Origin of the sequence: Pantoea sp. JZ2 (genome assembly GCF_035191405.1) — a bacterium.
In the GTDB taxonomy this organism is placed as follows: Bacteria; Pseudomonadota; Gammaproteobacteria; order Enterobacterales; family Enterobacteriaceae; genus Pantoea; species Pantoea stewartii.
The window spans coordinates 871,498-896,660 of sequence record NZ_CP045247.1 but is presented as its reverse complement, the minus strand read 5'-3'; the positions used below and the strand labels follow the sequence as shown (position 1 = coordinate 896,660).

General features: G+C 50.3%; 9 protein-coding genes and 4 pseudogenes. 11 read left to right on the top strand and 2 right to left on the bottom strand.

Going from position 1 to position 25,163, the window contains the following annotated elements; translation table 11 throughout:
- The first annotated feature begins 48 nt into the window (after positions 1–48).
- From GC087_RS04400 to GC087_RS04390, 3 genes are all read left to right on the top strand, one after another.
- On the top strand, positions 49–996 hold the full coding sequence (locus GC087_RS04400) for an ArdC family protein (RefSeq protein ID WP_064353026.1): 948 nt from the start codon (positions 49–51) through the stop codon (positions 994–996).
- Positions 997–1,089: 93 nt separating this feature from the next.
- Entirely contained in the window at positions 1,090–2,037 is a 948-nt protein-coding gene (locus GC087_RS04395; protein WP_064353027.1) for a DUF1281 domain-containing protein, read from the top strand.
- Positions 2,038–2,174: 137 nt separating this feature from the next.
- Positions 2,175–2,870: a DNA methyltransferase family protein gene (locus GC087_RS04390; RefSeq protein WP_064353028.1), complete on the top strand. Its 696-nt coding sequence runs from the start codon at positions 2,175–2,177 to the stop codon at positions 2,868–2,870.
- Between the two features lie 43 nt (positions 2,871–2,913).
- On the opposite strand, the pseudogene GC087_RS04385 reads toward GC087_RS04390, so the two are convergent.
- Positions 2,914–4,078, bottom strand: a pseudogene (locus GC087_RS04385) (IS3 family transposase).
- A gap of 206 nt (positions 4,079–4,284) precedes the next feature.
- On the opposite strand from GC087_RS04385, the pseudogene GC087_RS25810 reads away from it, so the two are divergent.
- Positions 4,285–4,431 (top strand): annotated as a pseudogene (locus GC087_RS25810) (conjugal transfer protein TraE); the annotation flags it as partial.
- Position 4,432: 1 nt separating this feature from the next.
- Here GC087_RS25810 and GC087_RS04380 read toward each other — a convergent pair.
- Positions 4,433–4,746: pseudogene (locus GC087_RS04380) on the bottom strand (DDE-type integrase/transposase/recombinase); the annotation flags it as partial.
- 544 nt (positions 4,747–5,290) lie between these two features.
- Here GC087_RS04380 and GC087_RS04375 point away from each other — a divergent pair.
- From GC087_RS04375 to GC087_RS04345, 7 genes and pseudogenes are all read left to right on the top strand, one after another.
- The gene (locus GC087_RS04375) at positions 5,291–11,869 is read left to right on the top strand and encodes a non-ribosomal peptide synthetase (protein WP_324029765.1); all 6,579 of its coding nucleotides are present in this window, start codon (positions 5,291–5,293) and stop codon (positions 11,867–11,869) included.
- On the top strand, positions 11,866–12,051 hold the full coding sequence (locus GC087_RS04370; protein WP_324029763.1) for a hypothetical protein: 186 nt from the start codon (positions 11,866–11,868) through the stop codon (positions 12,049–12,051). The genes GC087_RS04375 and GC087_RS04370 overlap by 4 nt, the downstream gene beginning before the upstream one ends.
- A complete protein-coding gene (locus tag GC087_RS04365; RefSeq protein ID WP_324029761.1) occupies positions 12,030–20,012 on the top strand; it encodes a non-ribosomal peptide synthetase in 7,983 nt (2,660 codons plus the stop codon). Before GC087_RS04370 ends, GC087_RS04365 begins: the two co-directional genes overlap by 22 nt.
- 285 nt (positions 20,013–20,297) lie before the next feature.
- A complete protein-coding gene (locus GC087_RS04360; protein WP_064353033.1) occupies positions 20,298–21,056 on the top strand; it encodes a 4'-phosphopantetheinyl transferase family protein in 759 nt (252 codons plus the stop codon).
- Between the two features lie 150 nt (positions 21,057–21,206).
- Positions 21,207–21,457, top strand: a pseudogene (locus GC087_RS04355) (IS3 family transposase); the annotation flags it as partial.
- Positions 21,458–21,706: 249 nt separating this feature from the next.
- A complete protein-coding gene (locus GC087_RS04350) occupies positions 21,707–22,984 on the top strand; it encodes an HlyD family secretion protein (protein ID WP_064353034.1) in 1,278 nt (425 codons plus the stop codon).
- Positions 22,974–25,097: a peptidase domain-containing ABC transporter gene (locus tag GC087_RS04345; RefSeq protein WP_166504089.1), complete on the top strand. Its 2,124-nt coding sequence runs from the start codon at positions 22,974–22,976 to the stop codon at positions 25,095–25,097. Before GC087_RS04350 ends, GC087_RS04345 begins: the two co-directional genes overlap by 11 nt.
- Positions 25,098–25,163 lie beyond the last annotated feature (66 nt).

Sequence of the window (25,163 nt, the reverse complement as noted above, 5' to 3'; positions counted from 1 at the left end):
ACTGTCCGCCACCGGGCAGATGCGCAGTTTTTTTAAGAGGCGCATCTCATGAAGAAAAAAACTCCTGGCCGTAAGGCCCCAACTGAACAACAGACTGACCTTTATCAGCACGTCACCGACAAAATCATCACCGCACTGGAAAACGGCGTGCCGCCCTGGCGCCGGCCGTGGTGCCGGGGGCAGAAGGACCATTGCCTCGGGCGGCCGGTCAATGCCGTCACGGGAAGACACTACAGCGGCGTCAACATGCCGCTGCTGTGGATGGCCGCTGAAGAGGCAGGTTACAGCAACGACTGCTGGCTCACGTATCAGCAGGCAAAAGTTGCCGGCGGACGGGTAAGGAAAGGCGAACGCAGCTCGCTGGCCATCATCTTTAAGCCGTCTCAACGGCGTTCCCGTCATGGTAGTCATGGTCAGGGACCCGAAGACGGGGAAGCGCAGGTCAGAATGCGGTCGCTGCAGCTTTTTAACGTTGCGCAGTGTGAAGGCCTGCCTGAAACGATGTTTGCTCCGCCCTGTACCCCGGATGCGTTGAGTGTTCAGCATCAGGTGCGTGAAATATTCAGTGCCTCCGGGGTTATGGGGACACATCACGGGCTTTACCGTTCCGACTACATCAGCTGTATTGACACCATCGTGGTGCCTGAAAAAGGTTTTTTTCAGTCACCGCCGAACTACATGGCCACCGTACTGCATGAGCTTGTTCATGCCACCGGTCACGCCAGCCGTCTCAGCCGTGAGGGAATAACGTCTCATCTCAGCAGGTTTGACAACCCGGTGTATGCCCTGGAAGAGCTTATTGCCGACACCGGCACTGCCTTTCTTTGCGCACAGCTGGGAATAGCCGGCAGGGTCCAGCACGACAGCTATGTTGATGAATGGCTGAGCCTTCTGCGTAACGACAAAAAAGCGTTTTTCCGCGCCTGCCGGCTTGCCCGGGAAGCATCGGAATATCTGCTGAAGCTGCCCGGTGAAACCCGCACTGAAGCAGCGTAATTAACCCCGGCGACGTCAGTCGCCATCATCCCCCTGAGGGCATTCCCCTCTGGGAGATGCCCTCTTTTTTAAACGTAAAAGAGGAGTACAACGATGTTTTCATGGTGCAAAAACCGTCTGGAAATCACCGGTAAGTCTGCCGACATCGACGTTATGCAGTCGTGGATTACCGGCACCGAAGCGCCGCTTTACCGCCACGCCATACGGCAGGCCATAAAGCTGTTTCTCGCCGGCTGTGCCGGCATGCTCAAACCCGCGAAGGCAACGGAATACCGTGCTTATCCGGAGCTGGTTTCATCAGGCTCCGGGGGCGGCACGTCACCCAACCAGGCGTTTCAGCATTTTCTGGAGCTGCTGGAGAAGGATGCCTGGCTTGACGGCGCAACGCTCTCGCGAATGGACAAAATCTGGGTTCAGTCCGGCATTGGCGACATCAAATGGGAGAGTATTCCCTTTGCTGCCCGCCAGACCATCACCCAGCTTATGGCCGTTCACTACGCCGACTGGTTCGGCGTCGCCTCTGCGGGCGATCAGTTTGACCCGCAGGAGCGCTGGGAGTGGCTCAGTATAAAACCGGACACAACCTGCCCGTGTGACATGCTGATGGTGATGCCGTCACGTCTGGCCACCGAGCTCAACGGGGACAGCGGTCTGTTCAGTGGCCTCAGTACCACGTCAGAACTCTATAACCAGCTCTACGGGACGGAGTTTCCGGCGGGGCACCGGATGGAGTGTAGTCGTGATGATATCGGTTCACTGAAGCTGACGTTCTCTTCGCCCTGGTCTCCGCCGTCGGCGGAAGTCATGGGGCAGATGTCGGAGAAGTTTAACTGTGAAATCCGTCACTACTGGCTGTCTCCGGATGCCGGCACGTCGGGTTACCACTGTTTTGATCGCGGTGACCACGTCGACAGCGGCCCTTATCCGGAGGATGAGGTGCAGTATCCGGTGAGTGAAGGGGCCCGTCTGTATCAGTTCAGTGCTGAAGGAGGCGCACCTGCCACTCCGGCCGTTGCACATTACGCCGGCGTTCGCGCATGACGTTACCAACCGACAGACCGGTATCTCAGGTCTGTCAGACAATGGCCACAGCATCTGCTGTGGCCGCTTTTTCACCCGAAGGGGGAACATCGTTTCCCTTACGGGGCGTGTTACCCCTTTTTAATGAGGAAACACGCATGAGTATCCGCACCGACCATGAGAAAGAATTCATCTCCCTGTTCAACTCCATCGCCCGGGGCACCCGGCGTCTTCAGGTGTTTACCGACTTCATCAGCTGCAGTGTTATTGCGATTCAGAATGGCCTGCAGTTCTGTGAGAAACGTGAAAAGAAATACATGGCCATCGTGGCCAGATACAAAAAAGAGGACGTTTCATCAATGGCCAGACTGCTGGCATACGTGGTGAACGGCCTGGAAGAAAAGCCCTGTGACTTTCTCGGGCGCATTTACATGCTGCTGGAGCTGGGTGACAAAGGTAAAGACCAGTATTTCACGCCGTGGAGCGTGGCGCTGATGATGGCGCAGATGCAACTCGGCAGACCAGAAGAGCTGTTCAGGGGCAAGCCGTTTATCACGTTTGCTGAGCCCGCCTGCAGTGCCGGTGCCATGACGCTCGCATTTGCCTATGTGCTCCGGCAGGCCGGTTATTCTTCGCACCGCCATATGTGGGTATCGGTGACTGACATTGATCCGCTGGCTGCGGCCATGGCCTATATCCAGCTGTCACTCTGCGGCATAGCCGATGAAGATGTTATCGGGAACGCCTTGTGTGACGAACGGCGACGGGTACTGCTTACCCCGGTACATTACTGGGAGGGATGGTTCAGACGTCTGCAGAAGTATGCCGACAAGCAAAATAAAGAAGCTGCATGACGGGAAATAAATTCGAATCTGTTAATCATCAATAAGGATTTTTTTACAGACAAAAAGAGTGACCTGCCCCCAAGGTTAAATACAAAACTAAGTTAGTAATGTAGGATCCTTCACTCTCAGAATTACCCTTTCTCCAGCTCGCTGCAAATTCAGACAGCGTCTGATAATTCAGCGTGGAGTGCGGGCGACATTCGTTATAATCCTGACGCCATTCGCTGATGGTTTTCCTGGCATGACTGACGTCGCTGAACCAGTCTTCATTCAGCCATTCATCGCGAAAGTGTCCGTTAAAACTCTCAATAAATCCGTTCTGTGTCGGCTTGCCGGGCTGGATAAGTCTTAGCCCCACTCCATGCTCAAAGGCCCACTGATCGAGCGCGCGGCAGGTAAACTCCGGGCCCTGATCGGTTCTTATCGTAGCCGGATAGCCGCGAAACAGCGCAATGCTGTCCAGAATACGCGTGACCTGCACGCCTGAATTCCCGAAGGCAACATTGACCGTCAGGCATTCCTTTGTGAAGTCATCGACGCAGGTAAGGCACTTGATCCTGCGACCAGTAGCCAGCGCATCCATGACAAAATCCATCGACCAGGTCATGTTGGGCGCCGCCGGGCGGAGCAGCGGCAGACGTTCTGTTGCGAGCCTTTTACGACGACGTCTGCGTTTAACGCCAGCCCGTTCAGATGATAAAGGCGGTACACTCGCTTGTGATTAACCAGAAGCCCTTCACGGCGCAGTAACTGCCATATGCGGCGGTAGCCAAAACGCCTGCGCCCCAGTGCCAGTTCAGTAATGCGCCCTGATAAATGGGCATCAGCCGCCGGACGCTGAGCATCATAGCGGCAGGTCGACTGGGACAAACCTGTGAGTCTGCAGGCACGACGTTTCGACAGACCGGTCGCATCACACATCAACACCACGACTTCGCGCTTCTGGTCTGTCGTCAGTACTTTCGCCCAGGAGACACCTGAAGCGCCTCCTTATCCAGCATGGCCTCGGCGAGCAGCTTCCTGAGTCTGGCGTTCTCTTCCTCAAGTGACTTCAGGCGCTTAACCTCAGGCACCTCCATGCCGCCATACGTCTTACGCCAGGTATAAAACGTGGCGTCGGAAATAGCGTGCTTACGGCAGAGTTCCCGGGCAGAAACGCCGGCTTCAGCCTCGCGGAGAATACTGATGATCTGTTCGTCGGAAAAACGCTTCTTCATGGGAATGTCCTCATGTGGCTTATGAAGACATTACTAACATCGCGGTGTGTTAATCAACGGGGAGTAGGTCAAATTCGGTCTGCCCCCGGGCTGTAATATGCCCGGTTCTGCCGGTGAGAAGAGCACTTCAAGTCGGTTGCGTTGCGTATCTCCAGAACCTGTTGCTGCTGTTCGGTTGAGAACCCCCTCAGGGGAAATATCCGGTAGCGCCCCGCAAAGCCACGGTAAATCGCGCTTATGAGCGCTTCTGGCACCTGATGGACCGCCACAGCCTTGATGTCGCGCAGGTGGTCACACTACTCTCTGAGCTGAACATCGGCATGAGTGTGCTTGAGAACCGGGAGCGTATGCTTGTGACCAGCCGGTAATTTTTCGTGAGAACAGAAGAACCACCACGGCCAGATACATACAGCCTTAATGGGCCCGGAAGTAGGTTATATCCGTCACCCAGCGTTCATTCGGTGCGTCCGGATTGAACTTCCGCTGGAGCCTGCTGGATGCCATCACGCTGGCCTTACTTTTACATGCCCGTGGACTCCGGTACCCGACCTGAGCCTTTATTCCGGAACGTCTCATCAGCCGACGAACCGGTTCAATCCGCACTGTAGCCCTGTATCAAGCAGAAAGAGATGGATTTTGCGATGACCACAGGCACAGCCTGTTTCCAGTCAGATCTCTTTTCAGTCATCTCAGATAATTCTGAGGATCTATTAAACCTGTGGTGATTCATTTAAATTATTGAAACATAAGTTGTGAAACAAATCCTGCCAATTATCAGTATTTGATGCAGAACAACATGATGGGATAGTTAAATGAAAATTATGTTTTTTTGTTAACTGAACTTTCCAGATGGCTGCTGTTTCAATTTAAATTTCTAAAAAACTAGATTAAAATAATCCTAATTTTATCTTCAATCATCATGATGCCATGAATCGACAAGGAGAAAAAACTGGAGCCAATCAGAAATAGAAAATAATAAACGCGTTAATAACTCCACTACCACTTCATAATTAATTAATTTAAAATATATAAAAAATGAAACTTAACCAGTGAATAAAGAATAAAAAAAACGAAAAATTTAGCACATAATGTTCATTTTTTTTATTAAATCCGCTTTAAGTTAACCACTGGAATTTAAACAGTTTCAATATACGGAATGTGAATTATCTGATTACATGATTGAGATAGGATAATAATGGAGAAGGAGCCCCTATGAAATATCTTAATGATAAGCAAGTCATTTCTGAGATAAATAAAAATGAAGGTCATGAAAAACAGCCCGATTCCCTTCAGCTTTTACCACTTAGTTCTGTGCAACAGGCGATATGGCTAGACCAACAACTTAATTCTGACTCAATCAATTATAACATTGGCTACGTAGCTACCATTGAAGGTGATGTAGATCCAATAGCTATGTCCCAAGCTTTTAATACTATTGTTGCACGACATGACGTATTCCATTTGCGCTTGGATAACAATGGTAATCCACTACAATATTTTTCGGATAACTGTCTACCAACTCTTGAGTTTCAAGATTTCTCACAAATTTGCAGTTACAATGATTTTGATTTAGAGAAAAACATTGATGACAGATTTAACACCCCTTTTGCTTTGTGTAAGATTTTATGGAGAGCTGCTTTAATAAAAAAATCAAATAAATTATTCTACTTGCAATTTTGCTGCCATCATATTGTCTCAGACGGCCTGAGTTTAAGTTTGCTTAACGAGGAAATTGCCGAGGTATATAATCAATTAGTAAAAGATGGTGAGTATTTATCAAAACAATCACTATCTTATAAAGATTTTATAGCTGATGATATTGCTTACAGAAAATCTAACCGCTTTTTCAAAGATGAAATTTTCTGGTTGAAACGTTTTGAGAAAATCCCGCCACCTTTGTTTTCAAAATTAAAAAATAACAAACCCAATCACGCACTCTCGTCTAAGCCTTTAATATGGTCGATAACTAATGAAAAATTTGATAAAATAAAGAAAATAGCTAATAAATATGAGCTTTCAGTATTGCATTTTATGTATGCAATTTTTTCATGTTATTTTGCCAGAGTGAAATCTGTAGATGAAGTTTCTATTGGAATTCCTTTGCACAATCGCAGGACTGCCTTGCAAAAAAAAACCATGGGTATGTTTGCATCTGTTATTCCTGTGAAAATTAAAATAAGTTCCTGTGATTCATTTACTGATATTATGCGCAAAGCCTCTGTTGAGTTGCGTAAATGTTATAAACATCAACGTATGCCTATTATTGAAATTCAAAGAAAAATCAATAATAAAAACAAAGCACAACATTCAAATTTATTTGACATAAGTTTATCTTATGAATCCTACGACGTAAGTGTTCATTTAGAGAAAGCGGTTATTCAATCGATCAGGCCACATCATAGGGCACAATACCCACTTGCAGTAACGATTAATGAATATACATTCAAAAACAGAGACTGTGATAATCCGATAACAATTGATTTTGATTTTTCTAGTGCTTACATGACACTTGATGAAGTGATTGCTATGAAGAGCCGATTATCTATTTTACTTGATGGGGTTTTAGAAAATGAAAACACACCTATCTTCCAATTACCCTTGTTATCACAAGAAGATAATCAGTTTCTTTTGAAAAAATGTAACGCTGACACTGAAAAGATGACATGCAGTGGATTAATCCATAAGATATTTGAGGAGCAAGTAAAAAAAACACCACTAGCTATTGCTGCTGTCTTAGGTGAAGAGAAAGTTTCTTACACAAAATTAAACCAACTGGCAAATAATTTAGCTCATCATCTTATTGGTTCAGGTATACAACCAAATGATCGTGTTGCCATTTGTCTGGATCGTAATCTTGATATGTTGGTAGGAATACTTGGCATCCTTAAAGCAGGTGGGGCTTATGTACCATTAGATCCGGTATATCCATCAGACAGGTTGGAGTATATTCTTGAAGATGCCTTACCAAAAATATTAGTAACACACAACGACCTTGTCGATAAATTTAATAGTGCAGTACCAAAGTTTTTTATTGACTCATCATCCGCACAATCAGTAAATGCGGATTATCAAGAAAATCCCATAGTATCTTCGTTAGAACTAAACTCCCGCAGCTTGGCATATGTGATCTACACTTCCGGTTCAACCGGACAACCAAAGGGAGTGATGGTTGAACATTGGAGTGTTGTTCGTCTCCTACTTACTACTAATTCGCATTTTAAATTTAGCAGGAATGATGTATGGACTTTATGCCACTCTTTCTCATTCGATTTTTCAGTATGGGAATTATTTGGTGCAATATGTCATGGAGGAAAACTTGTTATTGTTTCATCGCAATGCGCTCGCTCCCCACAAACACTCTTTGAGCTCATATGTCGAGAAAAAGTCACCATCCTTAATCAGACTCCAAGTGCTTTCCGACAACTAATAGCGGTCCAAGGTAACTCAAATCATTCACTACGATGTGTAATTTTTGGTGGTGAAGCGCTTGAGATGCACACACTCATTCCATGGGTAAATAAAAAGGCTAATATCTCTACACGCTTGATCAATATGTATGGAATCACGGAGATAACAGTACATGCAACATTTTATGAGATTAAACAGGCTGATATTGGTACTTATACAGGAAGTATCATTGGATCACCTCTCAATGATCTTAGCATATACATTCTTGATGACCACGGACAGGTCGTTCCGGTCGGCGTGCCGGGTGAGCTTTATATCGCAGGCGACGGCGTGGCCCGGGGGTATCTCAACCTGCCCGAAATGACCGCCTCGCGCTTCCTTGATGACCCGTTTTCGCCCCTGGCGGCACAGCGCATGTACCGCACCGGCGACCTCGGACGCTGGCTGCCCGACGGCAACATCGAATATCTGGGGCGCAATGATTTTCAGGTTAAAATACGTGGCTTCCGCATCGAGCCCGGGGAGATAGAAGCCTGCCTGACGGCCTGCGACGACGTGCGCGAGGCCGTTGTCATCGCTCGTGAAGACGTCCCCGGCGACAGGCGTCTGGTCGCTTACCTGATACCGGAAGACGGGTGCGTACCTGAGCCTGCAGCGCTGCGCCTGCAGCTTTCCCGCTCTCTGGCGGAGTACATGCTACCGGCCGCCTTCGTTGTGGTCAGCACGTTTCCGCTCACCCCTAACGGTAAGCTTGACCGCCGCGCCCTTCCGGCGCCGGACCAGTCCGCAGTGGCTTCCCGCGGCTACGCCGCGCCACTCGGGGACACCGAAACCGCCCTCGCTGCGGTGTGGTGCGAACTGCTTGGTGTGACGCAGGTCGGGCGGCATGACAACTTCTTCGAGCTTGGTGGTCACTCCCTGATGATGGTCAGCCTGCTTGATCGCCTGCGCATTCTGGGCTGGTCGCTGGATATCCGCAGCGCCTACTCGGCAACCACGCTCGCTGACATGGCCCTGTGCGTTACGCTGCAGCATTCCGGTGCAGCCGAGGCGCCCCCGCATATGATCCCTGAGGGCTCTGCCGCCATCTCACCAGACATGCTGCCGCTGATTACGCTGTCACAGCATGAGATTGATACTGTGGTCGCGACAGTCTGCGGGGGAGCTGCCAACGTGCAGGATATTTATCCACTGTCTCCCTTACAGGAGGGCATCCTGTTCCACCATCTCCTGCAGGAGCAGGGCGACACCTACCTGCTCCACAGCCTGATGGCCTTTGATTCGAGAGGTCATCTGGATGCGTTCATTCAGGCACTCCAGTTCGTAATTGACCGTCACGATATTCTGCGTACCTCTGTCTGCTCACAGGGAGTTTCCCGTCCGGTTCAGGTTGTCTGGCGCAGGGCGGTGCTGCAGGTGAACAGCTTTGAATCCGGCAACGCAGATGACAGGCTCTCCTCACTCCGTGAGCATATTAATCCGCGACAGCGCCGCATCAGCCTGGAAAAAGCGCCCCTCTTCTCCGCAGACTGTGTTTATGACCCAGGCCGTCAGCAGTGGCTGCTGGGGCTCTGCTTCCATCACATGGTCTGCGATCACATCACGATGGCGCTGATTTGTGACGAAATAACCCGGGTGCTGCAGGGTAACGGCTCCGCACTGCCTGCCCCGCGACCTTACCGTGACTTTATCGCGCAGCTTATTTGTACCCCCAAGGCGGCGCACGAGGAATATTTCCGCAGCCGGCTTGCCGGCATTGACACGCCCACAGCACCCTTTGGCATACTAGACGTTCAGGAAAGTGGCGGCCGCACCGCCGAGGCATCTCTCACGCTGGATGCGCTACTTGCCGGGCGTATTCAGGCCGGTGCGCGTGGCCTGGGCGTTACCCCCGGCATACTTTTTCATGCAGCCTGCGCCCGCATGCTTGCACAACTCTGTGGCCGCGATGACGTGGTTTTCGGAACTGTGCTGATGGGCAGGCTTCAGGCAGGAAGAAGTGCTGAAGGCGGCCTCGGTATGTTTATCAATACGCTGCCGCTTTGCCTTTCTCTGGCTGGTTACACGGTGCGTGAAGCCATACTGGCCACGGCCCGGGAGCTGGCCACGTTGTTAGAGCACGAACAGGCCCCTCTGGCTCTGGCCCTTCGTTGCAGCGGCGTTGCAGCACCGCTGCCGCTGTTCAGTACGCTGCTGAATTATCGCCACAGCCTGCCCGGTGGCGGCGCTGACAGCTGGCAGGGAATGCATCTGCTGGAGGCAGAAGAGCGTACTAACTATCCGCTCACCCTGTCGGTTGACGACACGGGGGACAGCTTTATACTGACAGCGCAGACCGTCACCGGCATCTCACCGGGCAGGATCCTCAGCTATATGAAGACCGCAATGGAGGGGCTGGTAAACGCGCTCGGGAGGGAGCCGGAAAGTCCGTTTTCCCGTGTAGCCATCCTGCCCCCCGACGAGCGACGTCTGCTGCTGGAGACGTTCAATGCCCCCCGGCAGGACTATCCGCACGACAGCCTGGTGCATGTCCTGTTCGAAGAGCAGGCCCTGCGCACGCCGCAGGCTCTTGCCGTGGTCTCTGAAGAGGCATCCCTCACCTACGACAGCCTGAACCGTCAGGCGAACCGTCTGGCCCATCGCCTGCTTGCGCTGGGGATCGGCCCGGATGACCGGGTGGCCGTCTTCATGGACCGGGGCCACGATACCGTGGTGGCACTGCTCGGGGTGTTAAAAGCGGGCGGGGCCTATGTGCCGCTCGATCCGGCCGCGCCGCGCGCGCGCCTGCAGTACATGCTGGGAGACGCGGCACCGGTTGCGATAGTCACCCGCCGGGAACTGTTGCAGGAACTGAACAGCCCGCTGCCGGTTGTGCTGACAGACGCACCACAGCCCGGTGCAGGCGGGACGGAGAAAGAAAGCAACCCGGGCACGCCGGGGCTCACCTCACGCAATCTGGCCTACGTTATTTACACCTCCGGCTCCACCGGGCAGCCCAAGGGCGTCATGGTGGAGCACAGAAGTATTAACCGGCTGGTCATCAACAATGCTATTGCTCATATAAACAGCCAGGACTGTGTCGCCCACTGCGCCAATGTTGCTTTTGATGCCTCAACATGGGAAATATGGTCTGCGTTGCTGAATGGTGCAAAACTGCTGGTTGTTTCATCAGCCACCCTGCTTGATCCGGTCCGTTTTAGCGACACTTTACTGGCGGGTGAGGTCAGTGCACTGTGGTTAACATCTGGTCTGTTTAATCAGTATATTGACGGGCTTAAGCCGGTATTTAGACAACTGCGCTACCTGCTTGTCGGGGGAGAAGCTCTTGACCCGCGAAAAATCAGTCAGCTGCAGCAGTCAGCATCTCAGCCAGCACAGCTGATTAACGGTTACGGCCCGACTGAGACTACCACCTTTGCTGCCAGCTATCTCATTGACTCGCCAGTCAGTCCGTCAAGATCAATTCCTATAGGCAAACCAATTTCCAACACCCGTATATACATCCTTGATGACCACGGACAGGTCGTTCCGGTCGGCGTGCCGGGTGAGCTTTATATCGCAGGCGACGGCGTGGCCCGGGGGTATCTCAACCTGCCCGAAATGACCGCCTCGCGCTTCCTTGATGACCCGTTTTCGCCCCTGGCGGCACAGCGCATGTACCGCACCGGCGACCTCGGACGCTGGCTGCCCGACGGCAACATCGAATATCTGGGGCGCAATGATTTTCAGGTTAAAATACGTGGCTTCCGCATCGAGCCCGGGGAGATAGAAGCCTGCCTGACGGCCTGCGACGACGTGCGCGAGGCCGTTGTCATCGCTCGTGAAGACGTCCCCGGCGACAGGCGTCTGGTCGCTTACCTGATACCGGAAGACGGGTGCGTACCTGAGCCTGCAGCGCTGCGCCTGCAGCTTTCCCGCTCTCTGGCAGAGTACATGCTACCGGCCGCCTTCGTTGTGGTCAGCACGTTTCCGCTCACCCCTAACGGTAAGCTTGACCGCCGCGCCCTTCCGGCGCCGGACCAGTCCGCAGTGGCTTCCCGCGGCTACGCCGCGCCACTCGGGGACACCGAAACCGCCCTCGCTGCGGTGTGGTGCGAACTGCTTGGTGTGACGCAGGTCGGGCGGCATGACAACTTCTTCGAGCTTGGCGGTCACTCCCTGATGGCAGTTCAGCTTATGAACCGTATCAAGGCCAGCTTTTTGATTGACGTGCCAATTTCTACTTTTTTCATGTCACCCACAATATTTGAATTGTCAGAAGCTATTTTATCGGCGCAAGTAAAAATGGCTCAGGATACGGAAATTGAGGAGATTGAAAAAATGATCGACTTAATGTCTCCTGAAGAATTAGAGCTAATATTGAAAGAAGGATCTGATTTATGATGAATAACGGAAAGGACATTGAAGCTCTTAAACGTGCCATCTTAAAAAGTAAAGTCAATGCATTATTAAAGCGACGCGAAACACCTCATATGCATAAGGGGGGGGAATACCACTTGCTGACAGGAGAGATGTTTTACCGCTATCTTTTGCTCAGCAACGTTTGTGGTTTTTATGCCAATTAGACTCTTCGGCAAGTCTGGCCTATCACATTTCAGCGACTCTGAAAATTAAAGGGCAACTTGAACGTCCTCACCTAGTTAAAGCATTTAATGATGTTATCTCTCGGCATGAGAGTTTAAGAACACGTTTTGTTGTCATCAATGGGGTTCCTTGTCAGAAAGTTGATCCTATCAATAATACTTTTTCAATTGAATATCACGATTTACGGACTATCGATAATAAAAAACATCATAAACATATAGAGGCGCTATCCAATTTAGAAAAGTTCACACCATTTGACTTAAGCAGAGGTCCTCTTATCCGAGGGCGGTTATTACAACTAACTGATGACGAGAATATTTTAATCCTCACTCAGCACCATATTATTTCTGATGGTTGGTCTATAGAAGTATTGATAGATGAGCTAGGAGTACTGTATAGTTCTGCTTGCTCAGGTAATAATCCACATTTGACAGAATTACCTATTCAATACGCGGACTATGCAAAATGGCAACAGCAATATCTTAGCAGTGAGAATCTAAGTAAGTCCCTTGATTTCTGGAAAACTTACCTGCAGGGAGCTCCATCCTTGCTTGCTCTACCAACAGACAAGCCTCGACCAAATGTGCAAACTTTTAAAGGGGGGCAGGTTCCCGTTCAATTTGATGAATCGTTGGTATATTCACTCAAAAGGATAGGCCAAAACCACGGCACAACATTTTTCATGACTTTATTGACGGGTTGGTCGATAGTTCTTTCCCGCTTAAGTGGTCAAAAAGATATTGTAATAGGTACACCGATAGCTAATCGTTCACAACGTGAATTGGAGGGATTGATAGGTTTTTTTGTTAATACACTGGCGCTTCGGATCAATTTGCATCGATGTGCAACAGTTAGCGATCTGCTTGCTGAAGTACGTCAGCAGACTCTGGCTGCATATACACATCAGGAAGCGCCTTTTGACAAAGTTGTAGAACAAAAACAGCCTGAACGTAGCTCTAATTATAGTCCTGTATTTCAAGTAATGTTGGCTCTTAACAATACACCTAAGAAGCATTTTGAGCTCAGTGGATTAGATCTGTCATTAATTGAGCAGCAACAATACTCCGCACACTTTGATCTGACACTCTCTCTGGCTGAGAATGCTGGTAAGCTTGCCGGCTATCTTGAATTTTCTTCAGATATTTTTGAGCGTTCTACAGTTGAGCGAATAGTTTCTTATCTAATCCATGTGTTAACTGAAATGATCAGAGATGATTCTCAGAATCTCCAAACTCTTCAGATAATGCCTAATGCAGAGTATGACCAAGTAACAACTGGCTTCAACTCGACCCAAACACATTTTCCTTGTAATAAAACGGTCCATACCCTATTCGAAGAGCAGGCCCTGCGCACGCCGCAGGCTCTTGCCGTGGTCTCTGAAGAGGCATCCCTCACCTACGACAGCCTGAACCGTCAGGCGAACCGTCTGGCCCATCGCCTGCTTGCGCTGGGGATCGGCCCGGATGACCGGGTGGCCGTCTTCATGGACCGGGGCCACGATACCGTGGTGGCACTGCTCGGGGTGTTAAAAGCGGGCGGGGCCTATGTGCCGCTCGATCCGGCCGCGCCGCGCGCGCGCCTGCAGTACATGCTGGGAGACGCGGCACCGGTTGCGATAGTCACCCGCCGGGAACTGTTGCAGGAACTGAACAGCCCGCTGCCGGTTGTGCTGACAGACGCACCACAGCCCGGTGCAGGCGGGACGGAGAAAGAAAGCAACCCGGGCACGCCGGGGCTCACCTCACGCAATCTGGCCTACGTTATTTACACCTCCGGCTCCACCGGGCAGCCCAAGGGCGTCATGGTGGAGCACAGAAGTATTAACCGGCTGGTCATCAACAATGCTATTGCTCATATAAACAGCCAGGACTGTGTCGCCCACTGCGCCAATGTTGCTTTTGATGCCTCAACATGGGAAATATGGTCTGCGTTGCTGAATGGTGCAAAACTGCTGGTTGTTTCATCAGCCACCCTGCTTGATCCGGTCCGTTTTAGCGACACTTTACTGGCGGGTGAGGTCAGTGCACTGTGGTTAACATCTGGTCTGTTTAATCAGTATATTGACGGGCTTAAGCCGGTATTTAGACAACTGCGCTACCTGCTTGTCGGGGGAGAAGCTCTTGACCCGCGAAAAATCAGTCAGCTGCAGCAGTCAGCATCTCAGCCAGCACAGCTGATTAACGGTTACGGCCCGACTGAGACTACCACCTTTGCTGCCAGCTATCTCATTGACTCGCCAGTCAGTCCGTCAAGATCAATTCCTATAGGCAAACCAATTTCCAACACCCGTATATACATCCTTGATGACCACGGACAGGTCGTTCCGGTCGGCGTGCCGGGTGAGCTTTATATCGCAGGCGACGGCGTGGCCCGGGGGTATCTCAACCTGCCCGAAATGACCGCCTCGCGCTTCCTTGATGACCCGTTTTCGCCCCTGGCGGCACAGCGCATGTACCGCACCGGCGACCTCGGACGCTGGCTGCCCGACGGCAACATCGAATATCTGGGGCGCAATGATTTTCAGGTTAAAATACGTGGCTTCCGCATCGAGCCCGGGGAGATAGAAGCCTGCCTGACGGCCTGCGACGACGTGCGCGAGGCCGTTGTCATCGCTCGTGAAGACGTCCCCGGCGACAGGCGTCTGGTCGCTTACCTGATACCGGAAGACGGGTGCGTACCTGAGCCTGCAGCGCTGCGCCTGCAGCTTTCCCGCTCTCTGGCGGAGTACATGCTACCGGCCGCCTTCGTTGTGGTCAGCACGTTTCCGCTCACCCCTAACGGTAAGCTTGACCGCCGCGCCCTTCCGGCGCCGGACCAGTCCGCAGTGGCTTCCCGCGGCTACGCCGCGCCACTCGGGGACACCGAAACCGCCCTCGCTGCGGTGTGGTGCGAACTGCTTGGTGTGACGCAGGTCGGGCGGCATGACAACTTCTTCGAGCTTGGTGGTCACTCCCTGATGATGGTCAGCCTGCTTGATCGCCTGCGCATTCTGGGCTGGTCGCTGGATATCCGCAGCGCCTACTCGGCAACCACGCTCGCTGACATGGCCCTGTGCGTTACGCTGCAGCATTCCGGTGCAGCCGAGGCGCCCCCGCATATGATCCCTGAGGGCTCTGCCGCCATCTCACCAGACATGCTGCCGCTGATTACGCTGTCACAGCATGAGATTGATACTGTGGTCGCGACAGTCTGCGGGGGAGCTGCCAACGTGCAGGATATTTATCCACTGTCTCCCTTACAGGAGGGCATCCTGTTCCATCATCTCCTGCAGGAGCAGGGCGACACCTACCTGCTCCACAGCCTGATGGCCTTTGATTCGAGAGGTCATCTGGATACGTTCATTCAGGCACTCCAGTTCGTAATTGACCGTCACGATATTCTGCGTACCTCTGTCTGCTCACAGGGAGTTTCCCGTCCGGTTCAGGTTGTCTGGCGCAGGGCGGTGCTGCAGGTGAACAGCTTTGAATCCGGCAACGCAGATGACAGGCTCTCCTCACTCCGTGAGCATATTAATCCGCGACAGCGCCGCATCAGCCTGGAAAAAGCGCCCCTCTTCTCCGCAGACTGTGTTTATGACCCAGGCCGTCAGCAGTGGCTGCTGGGGCTCTGCTTCCATCACATGGTCTGCGATCACATCACGATGGCGCTGATTTGTGACGAAATAACCCGGGTGCTGCAGGGTAACGGCTCCGCACTGCCTGCCCCGCGACCTTACCGTGACTTTATCGCGCAGCTTATTTGTACCCCCAAGGCGGCGCACGAGGAATATTTCCGCAGCCGGCTTGCCGGCATTGACACGCCCACAGCACCCTTTGGCATACTAGACGTTCAGGAAAGTGGCGGCCGCACCGCCGAGGCATCTCTCACGCTGGATGCGCTACTTGCCGGGCGTATTCAGGCCGGTGCGCGTGGCCTGGGCGTTACCCCCGGCATACTTTTTCATGCAGCCTGCGCCCGCATGCTTGCACAGCTCTGTGGCCGCGATGACGTGGTTTTCGGAACTGTGCTGATGGGCAGGCTTCAGGCAGGAAGAAGTGCTGAAGGCGGCCTCGGTATGTTTATCAATACGCTGCCGCTTTGCCTTTCTCTGGCTGGTTACACGGTGCGTGAAGCCATACTGGCCACGGCCCGGGAGCTGGCCACGTTGTTAGAGCACGAACAGGCCCCTCTGGCTCTGGCCCTTCGTTGCAGCGGCGTTGCAGCACCGCTGCCGCTGTTCAGTACGCTGCTGAATTATCGCCACAGCCTGCCCGGTGGCGGCGCTGACAGCTGGCAGGGAATGCATCTGCTGGAGGCAGAAGAGCGTACTAACTATCCGCTCACCCTGTCGGTTGACGACACGGGGGACAGCTTTATACTGACAGCGCAGACCGTCACCGGCATCTCACCGGGCAGGATCCTCAGCTATATGAAGACCGCAATGGAGGGGCTGGTAAACGCGCTCGGGAGGGAGCCGGAAAGTCCGTTTTCCCGTGTAGCCATCCTGCCCCCCGACGAGCGACGTCTGCTGCTGGAGACGTTCAATGCCCCCCGGCAGGACTATCCGCACGACAGCCTGGTGCATGTCCTGTTCGAAGAGCAGGCCCTGCGCACGCCGCAGGCTCTTGCCGTGGTCTCTGAAGAGGCATCCCTCACCTACGACAGCCTGAACCGTCAGGCGAACCGTCTGGCCCATCGCCTGCTTGCGCTGGGGATCGGCCCGGATGACCGGGTGGCCGTCTTCATGGACCGGGGCCACGATACCGTGGTGGCACTGCTCGGGGTGTTAAAAGCGGGCGGGGCCTATGTGCCGCTCGATCCGGCCGCGCCGCGCGCGCGCCTGCAGTACATGCTGGGAGACGCGGCACCGGTTGCGATAGTCACCCGCCGGGAACTGTTGCAGGAACTGAACAGCCCGCTGCCGGTTGTGCTGACAGACGCACCACAGCCCGGTGCAGGCGGGACGGAGAAAGAAAGCAACCCGGGCACGCCGGGGCTCACCTCACGCAATCTGGCCTACGTTATTTACACCTCCGGCTCCACCGGGCAGCCCAAGGGCGTCATGGTGGAGCATAGAAGCGTTCTTAGTCTTCTTAATGCCATGCATGAAAAACTGGAATTAAAGCAACCACTGCGTATAACAATGAATGCCAGTATTGTTTTTGATGCCTCAGTTCAATGCTGGATTCAGCTCCTTTTAGGTCACACCTTAGTTCTGATACCTGAAGCATTACGCACAGATGGAAAACAGCTATTGCAGTTTCTTATCAAACATCGTGTCAATGTTTTAGATTGCACTCCCGTTCAACTTCAATGGTTACTGGATGCTGGCATAGGAGAAAGCCATCGCTACCCTCAGTTAATCCTGGTAGGTGGTGATGCTCTTTCAAACTCGATGTGGGCCTCCTTGCAAAAGAAAAAAAATATCAAGTTTGCCAATGTTTACGGCCCCACGGAATGTACAGTAAATGCATCTTGCTGCTTCATTAATAACCACCTTGATAAGGCCAGTATAGGTAGGCCGTTAGCTAACAATTCAATATATATTCTCGACGAACATAGAGAACTGGTTCCGGTCGGCGTGCCGGGTGAAATTTATATCGCAGGCGACGGCGTGGCCCGGGGGTATCTCAACCTGCCCGAAATGACCGCCTCGCGCTTCCTTGATGACCCGTTTTCGCCCCTGGCGGCACAGCGCATGTACCGCACCGGCGACCTCGGACGCTGGCTGCCCGACGGCAACATCGAATATCTGGGGCGCAATGATTTTCAGGTTAAAATACGTGGCTTCCGCATCGAGCCCGGGGAGATAGAAGCCTGCCTGACGGCCTGCGACGACGTGCGCGAGGCCGTTGTCATCGCTCGTGAAGACGTCCCCGGCGACAGGCGTCTGGTCGCTTACCTGATACCGGAAGACGGGTGCGTACCTGAGCCTGCAGCGCTGCGCCTGCAGCTTTCCCGCTCTCTGGCAGAGTACATGCTACCGGCCGCCTTCGTTGTGGTCAGCACGTTTCCGCTCACCCCTAACGGTAAGCTTGACCGCCGCGCCCTTCCGGCGCCGGACCAGTCCGCAGTGGCTTCCCGCGGCTACGCCGCGCCACTCGGGGACACCGAAACCGCCCTCGCTGCGGTGTGGTGCGAACTGCTTGGTGTGACGCAGGTCGGGCGGCATGACAACTTCTTCGAGCTTGGTGGTCACTCCCTGATGGCAGTGAAACTTTTAACGCAGATGTCAAGGGCAGGATTAAAAACGACCCTCCCAACTCTTTACAAAAATTCAACATTGTGTCAACTCGCTGAGGCTATAGATAAACCTAGAGATATAGCAATTTCTCTTTTAGAGGATAATCCCATACCTCTAAAATTAAGCGGAAATGAAGCGCCCCTATTTCTTCTACATGAACCATCTGGCGATCCTCTGGTTTATTCTGCTTTAGCTGAAAAACTTAATTTAAATCGGCCTGTGTATGCACTTCAGGCAATAGGGCTGCATACCCTTACTCCTTCTCCAGCAACATTAGAGGAACTGGGAAATTATCACCTTCAAGCAATACGTAAGGTTCAATCTTCTGGACCTTATTATCTCGCTGGATGGTCTTTAGGAGGTGTGTTGAGTTATGAAATAGCAACGCAACTTGCGAAAATGGGAGAAAAAGTTGCTTATATAGGAATGATAGACTCCTACAATCCAAATTTTATAAAAAATAATACATTGGGGAAATCATATGAAAACTCTATAAAAGATGAAATGATTTTAAGATTCGTAAATAAGTTTGTACCAAACAATCAAAAACATATTTTGTGCGAGTGTAGTCGACCGATTGACGCAAAAAAAATATTTGATTTAGGTTTGCATCACCAGTGGTTTCCATCGAAATTTTCTTTTGATGATTTGATGTTGCGCTTAAATACTGCACTCTACTTAAGAACCCTGGGTCTTAACTACGTGCCAATCTATTCAGGTTTGAATGTTGACATTTACATTGCAGAAGATGGAGGAGAAAAAGATCTGTGGCGAGGCTGGCAGCAATTGATAGGTATTGAATCATCCATTCATATTATTGGAGGGACCCACGACTCAATAATGCAAATGCCTTTATTGGAAAGTCTGGCAAAAAAAATGTCTTCTAAGTTATCCCCGTACGAAAATTACAATCCCTTGGTAAGATTAAGTGATGGAATTGTTGGCGAACCCCCCATTTTCTGCATTCCGGGAGCTGGAGCCTCTGCGATTAGTTTTTTCGAATTTGCAAATGCTATCTTGTATAAAGGCCCAGTCTATGCTTTTCAAGCTCGCGGTTTAGATGATTCCAACATCAAACCATACCAGACGATTCAAGAAACTGCGACTGATTATATAAAAGCCATGGTTAAAAATTACCCTTCTGGCCCATACAGATTGATAGGCCACTCTTTCGGAGGTTGGATTGCTTTTGAAATGGCGTTGCAGTTGCATGCTTCGGGGAAAGTAGTTTCAGAAGTAGTTATACTTGACAGTCGAGCTCCTGGAGTTAGAATTGAAGAAGACAAATTATTGGGCAGTACTGATACAATAATAAAGCTTATAAATATTTATAATCTTACCTTAGAAGAACCGTTACCAATAAATGGAGATGAAATTATTAATTTAGAGAAGAGGGAGCAGGTTAACTTGCTGTATAAAGCTCTAATCCAGTGTGGGGTTTTCACAAAAAAAACTCCAATCTCCTCTTTGGAAAGGATTCTAGATGTTATGCAAAAGAATATTAACACTCACTACTCTCCATCTTCTTCTTATAGTGGAAAGGTATTGTTAATTAATGCAAAAGATTCTGACATTAAAGCAAGGAAAAGAAATGAAAAGCACTGGAAAAAATATGCTTACAAATTAGAGTTAATGAAATCTGATGGCAACCATATGACTATGCTGAAAAAACCTAATATCACCAGCTTGATTAGAATGTTGCGTGATGTGTATAGTTAAAACCCTCAAAGATAACAAGTAATATTTTGATGGCTAAAAAAATGCATAAAATACTATTTTTATGCATTTTTATAATGAGGGTTTTTCACCACCAGCCGACTCAGAGTTAAGTTTAAATAGTTTTATTTTTTATGGATAAGAACTTAATTATGGCACTTAAAAACTGTCGAGATTCACTGAAGGGATTTAGTTGATTTTATTGGCTCAAAGTTTTGTCGGGGGTATTAATGTTTATCGCAATCAATTTAATGGGGATTTAATAGTGACTTTTAATAAGCCACTTATATGATTTCTTTCGAATTTTACATAGGTATTGCATTTAAGATGTTTTCACAAAAATATTATGACTCACACCATGTCTTTATTAGGAGTGTTGAAGTTGGTCTTGCAGGAGGATTTGATTTTCTAACTTATTCTGCGGTCGACTTTTCAGTGCGTTATTATGAGGATTGCCTTTTTGATTTTTTTTGCATTCCTTTTCCGGAAGGAATAAAGTTAGCAACACTAAAACGGAAGGCTGAATATCTCGCGACTCGTTATGCTGCCAAAATAGCACTTCAAAAACATGGCTGTAATTCGCTTCCTTTTTTGGGGGCGGACAGGGCTCCGGTGTGGCCTATAGGGTGGAAGGGAAGTATCTCACACTCAAACGAAAGCGGTATCGTTTTAATTGCACCAACACACTCTGGAATTAATCCGGGTGTTGATGTTGAATACATACCTCCACATTCTATGGCTGAGGCAGCTGATGTTTTCTCTTCCCGGTTAGAGCAGGAGCTAATTAAAGCTAGCGATATAGACTATGAAATGGCATTACTAATAGTTTTTTCAGCTAAGGAGAGTCTGTATAAATCTCTTTATCCTGTAACTCGAACCTTCTTGGATTTTGATGTAGTGAGTGTTTGTTATATCGACACACAAAAAAAATTAATTCTTTTGACATTAAATAAAACTATTTCCACTGAATATCCTAAAGGAAAAAAAATCACTTGTCACTATATTCTTTTTGTTGAAAAGATTATCACATTTGTCGCAAAGTTATAATTTTTTATTTTATTGCGAATTAATATTATTTGCATTGCGCTATTTTTAATCTCATATTCCCAGCTGGAGGGAGCGTTCTGGTTAAAAATGAATTATCATGGGTTTAACATACACTTCAGAATTATCTGAGATGACTGAAAAGAGATCTGACTGGAAACAGGCTGTGCCTGTGGTCATCGCAAAATCTATCTCTTTCTGCTTGATACAGGGCTACAGTGCGGATTGAACCGGTTCGTCGGCTGATGAGACGTTCCGGAATAAAGGCTCAGGTCGGGTACCGGAGTCCATGGGCATGTAAAAGTAAGGCCAGCGTGATGGCATCCAGCAGGCTCCAGCGGAAGTTCAATCCGGACGCACCGAATGAACGCTGGGTGACGGATATAACCTACTTCCGGGCCCATTAAGGCTGTGGCGGTCCATCAGGTGCCAGAAGCGCTCATAAAGGGGTCAGTTTGGATATCGAACATTATTGTACGTTAAGCTCATCTTTTGAACGAATGTGTATGCTCCATGGGCGTGTCCCAGGGGCTGTTAAAGTGAGCCAAGAAGAGGAAGTGGCTGGTAATCCTGTTTCAATTTTTTGGGGAACAGCATAAAGTGGTACTACGGTACGGATAACCGTTATACAAATATATTCAGGGAGGAATATCTTGTTTCGTACGGAGGCGCTTCAAAACAGGCAACGGAAATGGCAGGGGAAAGCGCTTCTGCTTACGCGTATCCCCTTCTGGGTCACGGCAGGATTATGTTTCTTCTTCATTACAGCCTTTCTTACCTTTGTCATTGCAGGTAGCTACACACGCAGAGTAAATGTTTCCGGTGAAATAACTACTTTTCCCCGGGCTGCCAACGTTTACTCCGGCGTTCAGGGAGTGATCGTAAAACAGTTCGTCAGTGAAGGACAGAATATTAAAGCCGGCACTCCCGTTTATCGAATAGACGTCAGCAAAAGTACCCGGACAGGTGTCATCAGTGATAATCAGCGCAAGGATCTGGATAAACAACTGGAACGTATCAGGCAGATTACGGCCAGGCTTGAAGCCAGTAAGCAGTCAACACTCGCGATGCTGACAAAGCAAAAGGAACAGTATTCCTCTGCCCTGAAGCGCTCTGCTGACATTCTTCAACGCGCACGGGAAGGTCTCAGGTTTATGAAGGAGAACATGGAGAACTACCGCCACTATCAGGCCAGAGGTCTTATCAACAGAGATCAGCTTACCACCCAGGTCGCCCTTTACTACCAGCAGCAGAACAGTCTGCTTGGTCTGTCCGGTCAGAACGAACAAAATGCATTACAGGTAACGGTGCTGGAAAGCCAGATCCAGACGCGTGCGGCTGAGTTTGATAACCAGATTCATCAGATGGAACTCCAGTACTATGAGCTTCAGAAAGAGCGGCTCAGTATCGACGCTGGCGGGGAAATAATAGTGCGTTCGCTGACAGACGGACGCGTTAATTCACTCAGTGTCACAGTAGGACAAATGGTTAATATCGGGGACAGTCTGCTCCAGATTATTCCGGATAAAATTGAACATTACTCACTCATTCTCTGGGTTCCTAATGATGCAGTTCCTTACGTGTCGGCTGGTGACCGGGTCAATATCCGCTATGATGCCTTTCCGTCTGAGAAATTTGGCCAGTTTCCCGGAAAATTATCTGTTATTTCAAAAGCCCCTGCTTCACCGCAGGAAATGATGACCTATCAGGGCGCACCTTCCCCCTCTTTAAGCGGCGGCAAACCTTACTACAAAGTGATTGTCAGACCGGACGACCAGAGTATCAGATATAATGACCGCCGCCTTCATCTTGAAAACGGTATGAAAGCGCAGAGTACGCTTTTTCTGGAAACAAGGAAGATATACCAGTGGATGCTGTCACCCTTCTACGATATGAAACACAGTGCTGCGGGGCCTGTCGATGCTGATTAACAGGCTTTCAGTAAGAAAACTGCTCGACCAGATTGATCTGCGCCTGAGACACCGGGTCCCCCTTATTCATCAGACTGAGTCTTCAGAGTGCGGCCTGGCCTGTCTGGCCATGATTTGTGGAGCCTGGGGCAAAAATGTCGACATGATTGCGCTTCGTCAGCGTTTTAACATGTCAGCCCGCGGGACCACGCTTGCCGGACTGAAAGGAGTAGCCGCGCAACTGGAACTGACGACCCGTGCTCTGTCGCTTGATATTAACGGGCTCAGTTCACTTAAAACACCCTGCATACTGCACTGGAATTTCGATCATTTTGTGGTACTTGTCAGCGTCAGGCGTAAAAGTGTTGTGCTGCATGACCCCATGTACGGACGCCGTGTCGTCCGCACTGAAGAACTGTCCCGGAGTTTCACCGGGGTGGCACTTGAAGTCTGGCCAGACAGCAACTTCCGGGCCTTCACGGAGAATAACCGGTTAGATTTTCGTAAGCTGGCAGGCAGTGTAAACGGCATTAAAGGCGCGTTGGGCAAGATATTCTGTCTGTCACTTGTGATAGAAACAATAAACCTGGTGATGCCGGTAGGCACACAGCTTGTGATGGATCACGCCATTCCGGCAGGCGATCGCGGCTTACTGACGCTCATCTGCTCAGGCCTGATGGTATTTATTTTGTTGCGCACGGCAACAGGCATGGTCCGCGCCTGGTCCTCACTGGTTATGTCGACCCAGATAAATGTTCAGTGGCAGTCGGGGCTCTTCAGCCACCTTCTGAGATTACCCCTGAGTTATTTTGAACGACGTAAACTGGGCGACATCCAGTCCCGTTTCGGCTCGCTGGACACCCTGCGCAGTACATTCACGACCAGTATTGTTGGTGCCATCATGGACGCTATTATGGTTACGTCCGTTCTGATAATGATGATGCTCTACGGAGGATGGCTGACCTGTGTAGTCACGGCATTTACATCCCTCTATGTGCTGCTCCGTCTGCTGACTTATGGTCATTACCGTGAGCTTTCAGAAGCCGCTCTGCTGAGAAAAGCCCGGGCTGACTCGTATTTTATGGAAACGTTATACGGTATTGCGGCAGTCAAAATGCAGGGGATGACAGAACGACGCAGCACGCAGTGGCTTAATCTTGAAATAGAGACGGTCAACACCGGTATCCGCATTACAAAGATGGATATGCTGTTTGGCGGGATCAACTCATTTATCACAGCCTGTGACCAGATAGTTGTTTTATGGCTGGGAGTGAGCCTGGTAATAGACAACCAGATGACGATTGGGATGTTTGTGGCTTTCGGTGCTTTTCGCGGACAGTTTTCTGAGCGGGTCAAATCGCTGACGGAATATCTGCTGCAGCTGCGAATGATGAGCCTGCACAACGAGCGTGTCGCCGATATCGCCCTGAACAGCCGTGAAGCGCAGCGGGCCGATAATCCACGTATAAACACTTCAGGGCATCCGGTGACACTCAGAACGGTCAGTTTAAGCTACGCGTATGACAGCCAGCACAGGCCGGTATTTACCGGTATTGATATCCGTATAGAAGCCGGTGAATGCGTGGCGATCACAGGTCCCTCCGGTGTGGGGAAAACCACGCTGATGAAAGTACTCTGCGGCTTATTTGAACCGACAGAAGGTAAAGTCCTGGTCAATGAAACTGATATCTGTCAGATGGGCGTGAATAACTACCGCAAATTAACAGGCTGCATCATGCAGGAAGACAGGCTTTTCTCGGGCTCTGTTCGTGAAAATATTTGCGGTTTTGTCGGAGAGTGTGATGAGGAATGGATGTTTGTATGTGCACAGTCGAGCTGCATTCATGAAACTATTATGGCCCTGCCAATGGGGTATGACACGCTGACTGGTGAGCTGGGGGAAGGACTGTCCGGCGGGCAGAAACAGCGGATTTTTATCGCACGCGCCCTGTACCGCAAACCGGGAATACTGTTCATGGATGAGGCAACCAGTGCGCTGGACAGTGCAAGTGAAGCCGCTGTAAACGAATCAATCAGGAAAATGAATATAACGAGAATTATCATTGCTCACCGACCATCAACGATAGCTGCCGCGGACCGCATCATTGATATCGGGGAGCTTATTAAAACGTGAGTGTCATTTTCCGGAAAATGATGAAATCTGAAAATTGCTGATAAAATAAATTCGTCATCCCCGTAT

Excerpts from the sequence above, each read along its gene's own strand:
- GC087_RS04400 (WP_064353026.1), top strand. The coding sequence starts at position 49 with ATGAAGAAAAAAACTCCTGGCCGTAAGGCCCCAACTGAACAACAGACT.
- GC087_RS04370 (WP_324029763.1), top strand. The coding sequence starts at position 11,866 with ATGATGAATAACGGAAAGGACATTGAAGCTCTTAAACGTGCCATCTTA.
- GC087_RS04360 (WP_064353033.1), top strand. The coding sequence starts at position 20,298 with ATGATTTCTTTCGAATTTTACATAGGTATTGCATTTAAGATGTTTTCA.
- GC087_RS04345 (WP_166504089.1), top strand. The coding sequence starts at position 22,974 with ATGCTGATTAACAGGCTTTCAGTAAGAAAACTGCTCGACCAGATTGAT.
- GC087_RS04390 (WP_064353028.1), top strand. The coding sequence starts at position 2,175 with ATGAGTATCCGCACCGACCATGAGAAAGAATTCATCTCCCTGTTCAAC.
- GC087_RS04395 (WP_064353027.1), top strand. The coding sequence starts at position 1,090 with ATGTTTTCATGGTGCAAAAACCGTCTGGAAATCACCGGTAAGTCTGCC.
- GC087_RS04375 (WP_324029765.1), top strand. The coding sequence starts at position 5,291 with ATGAAATATCTTAATGATAAGCAAGTCATTTCTGAGATAAATAAAAAT.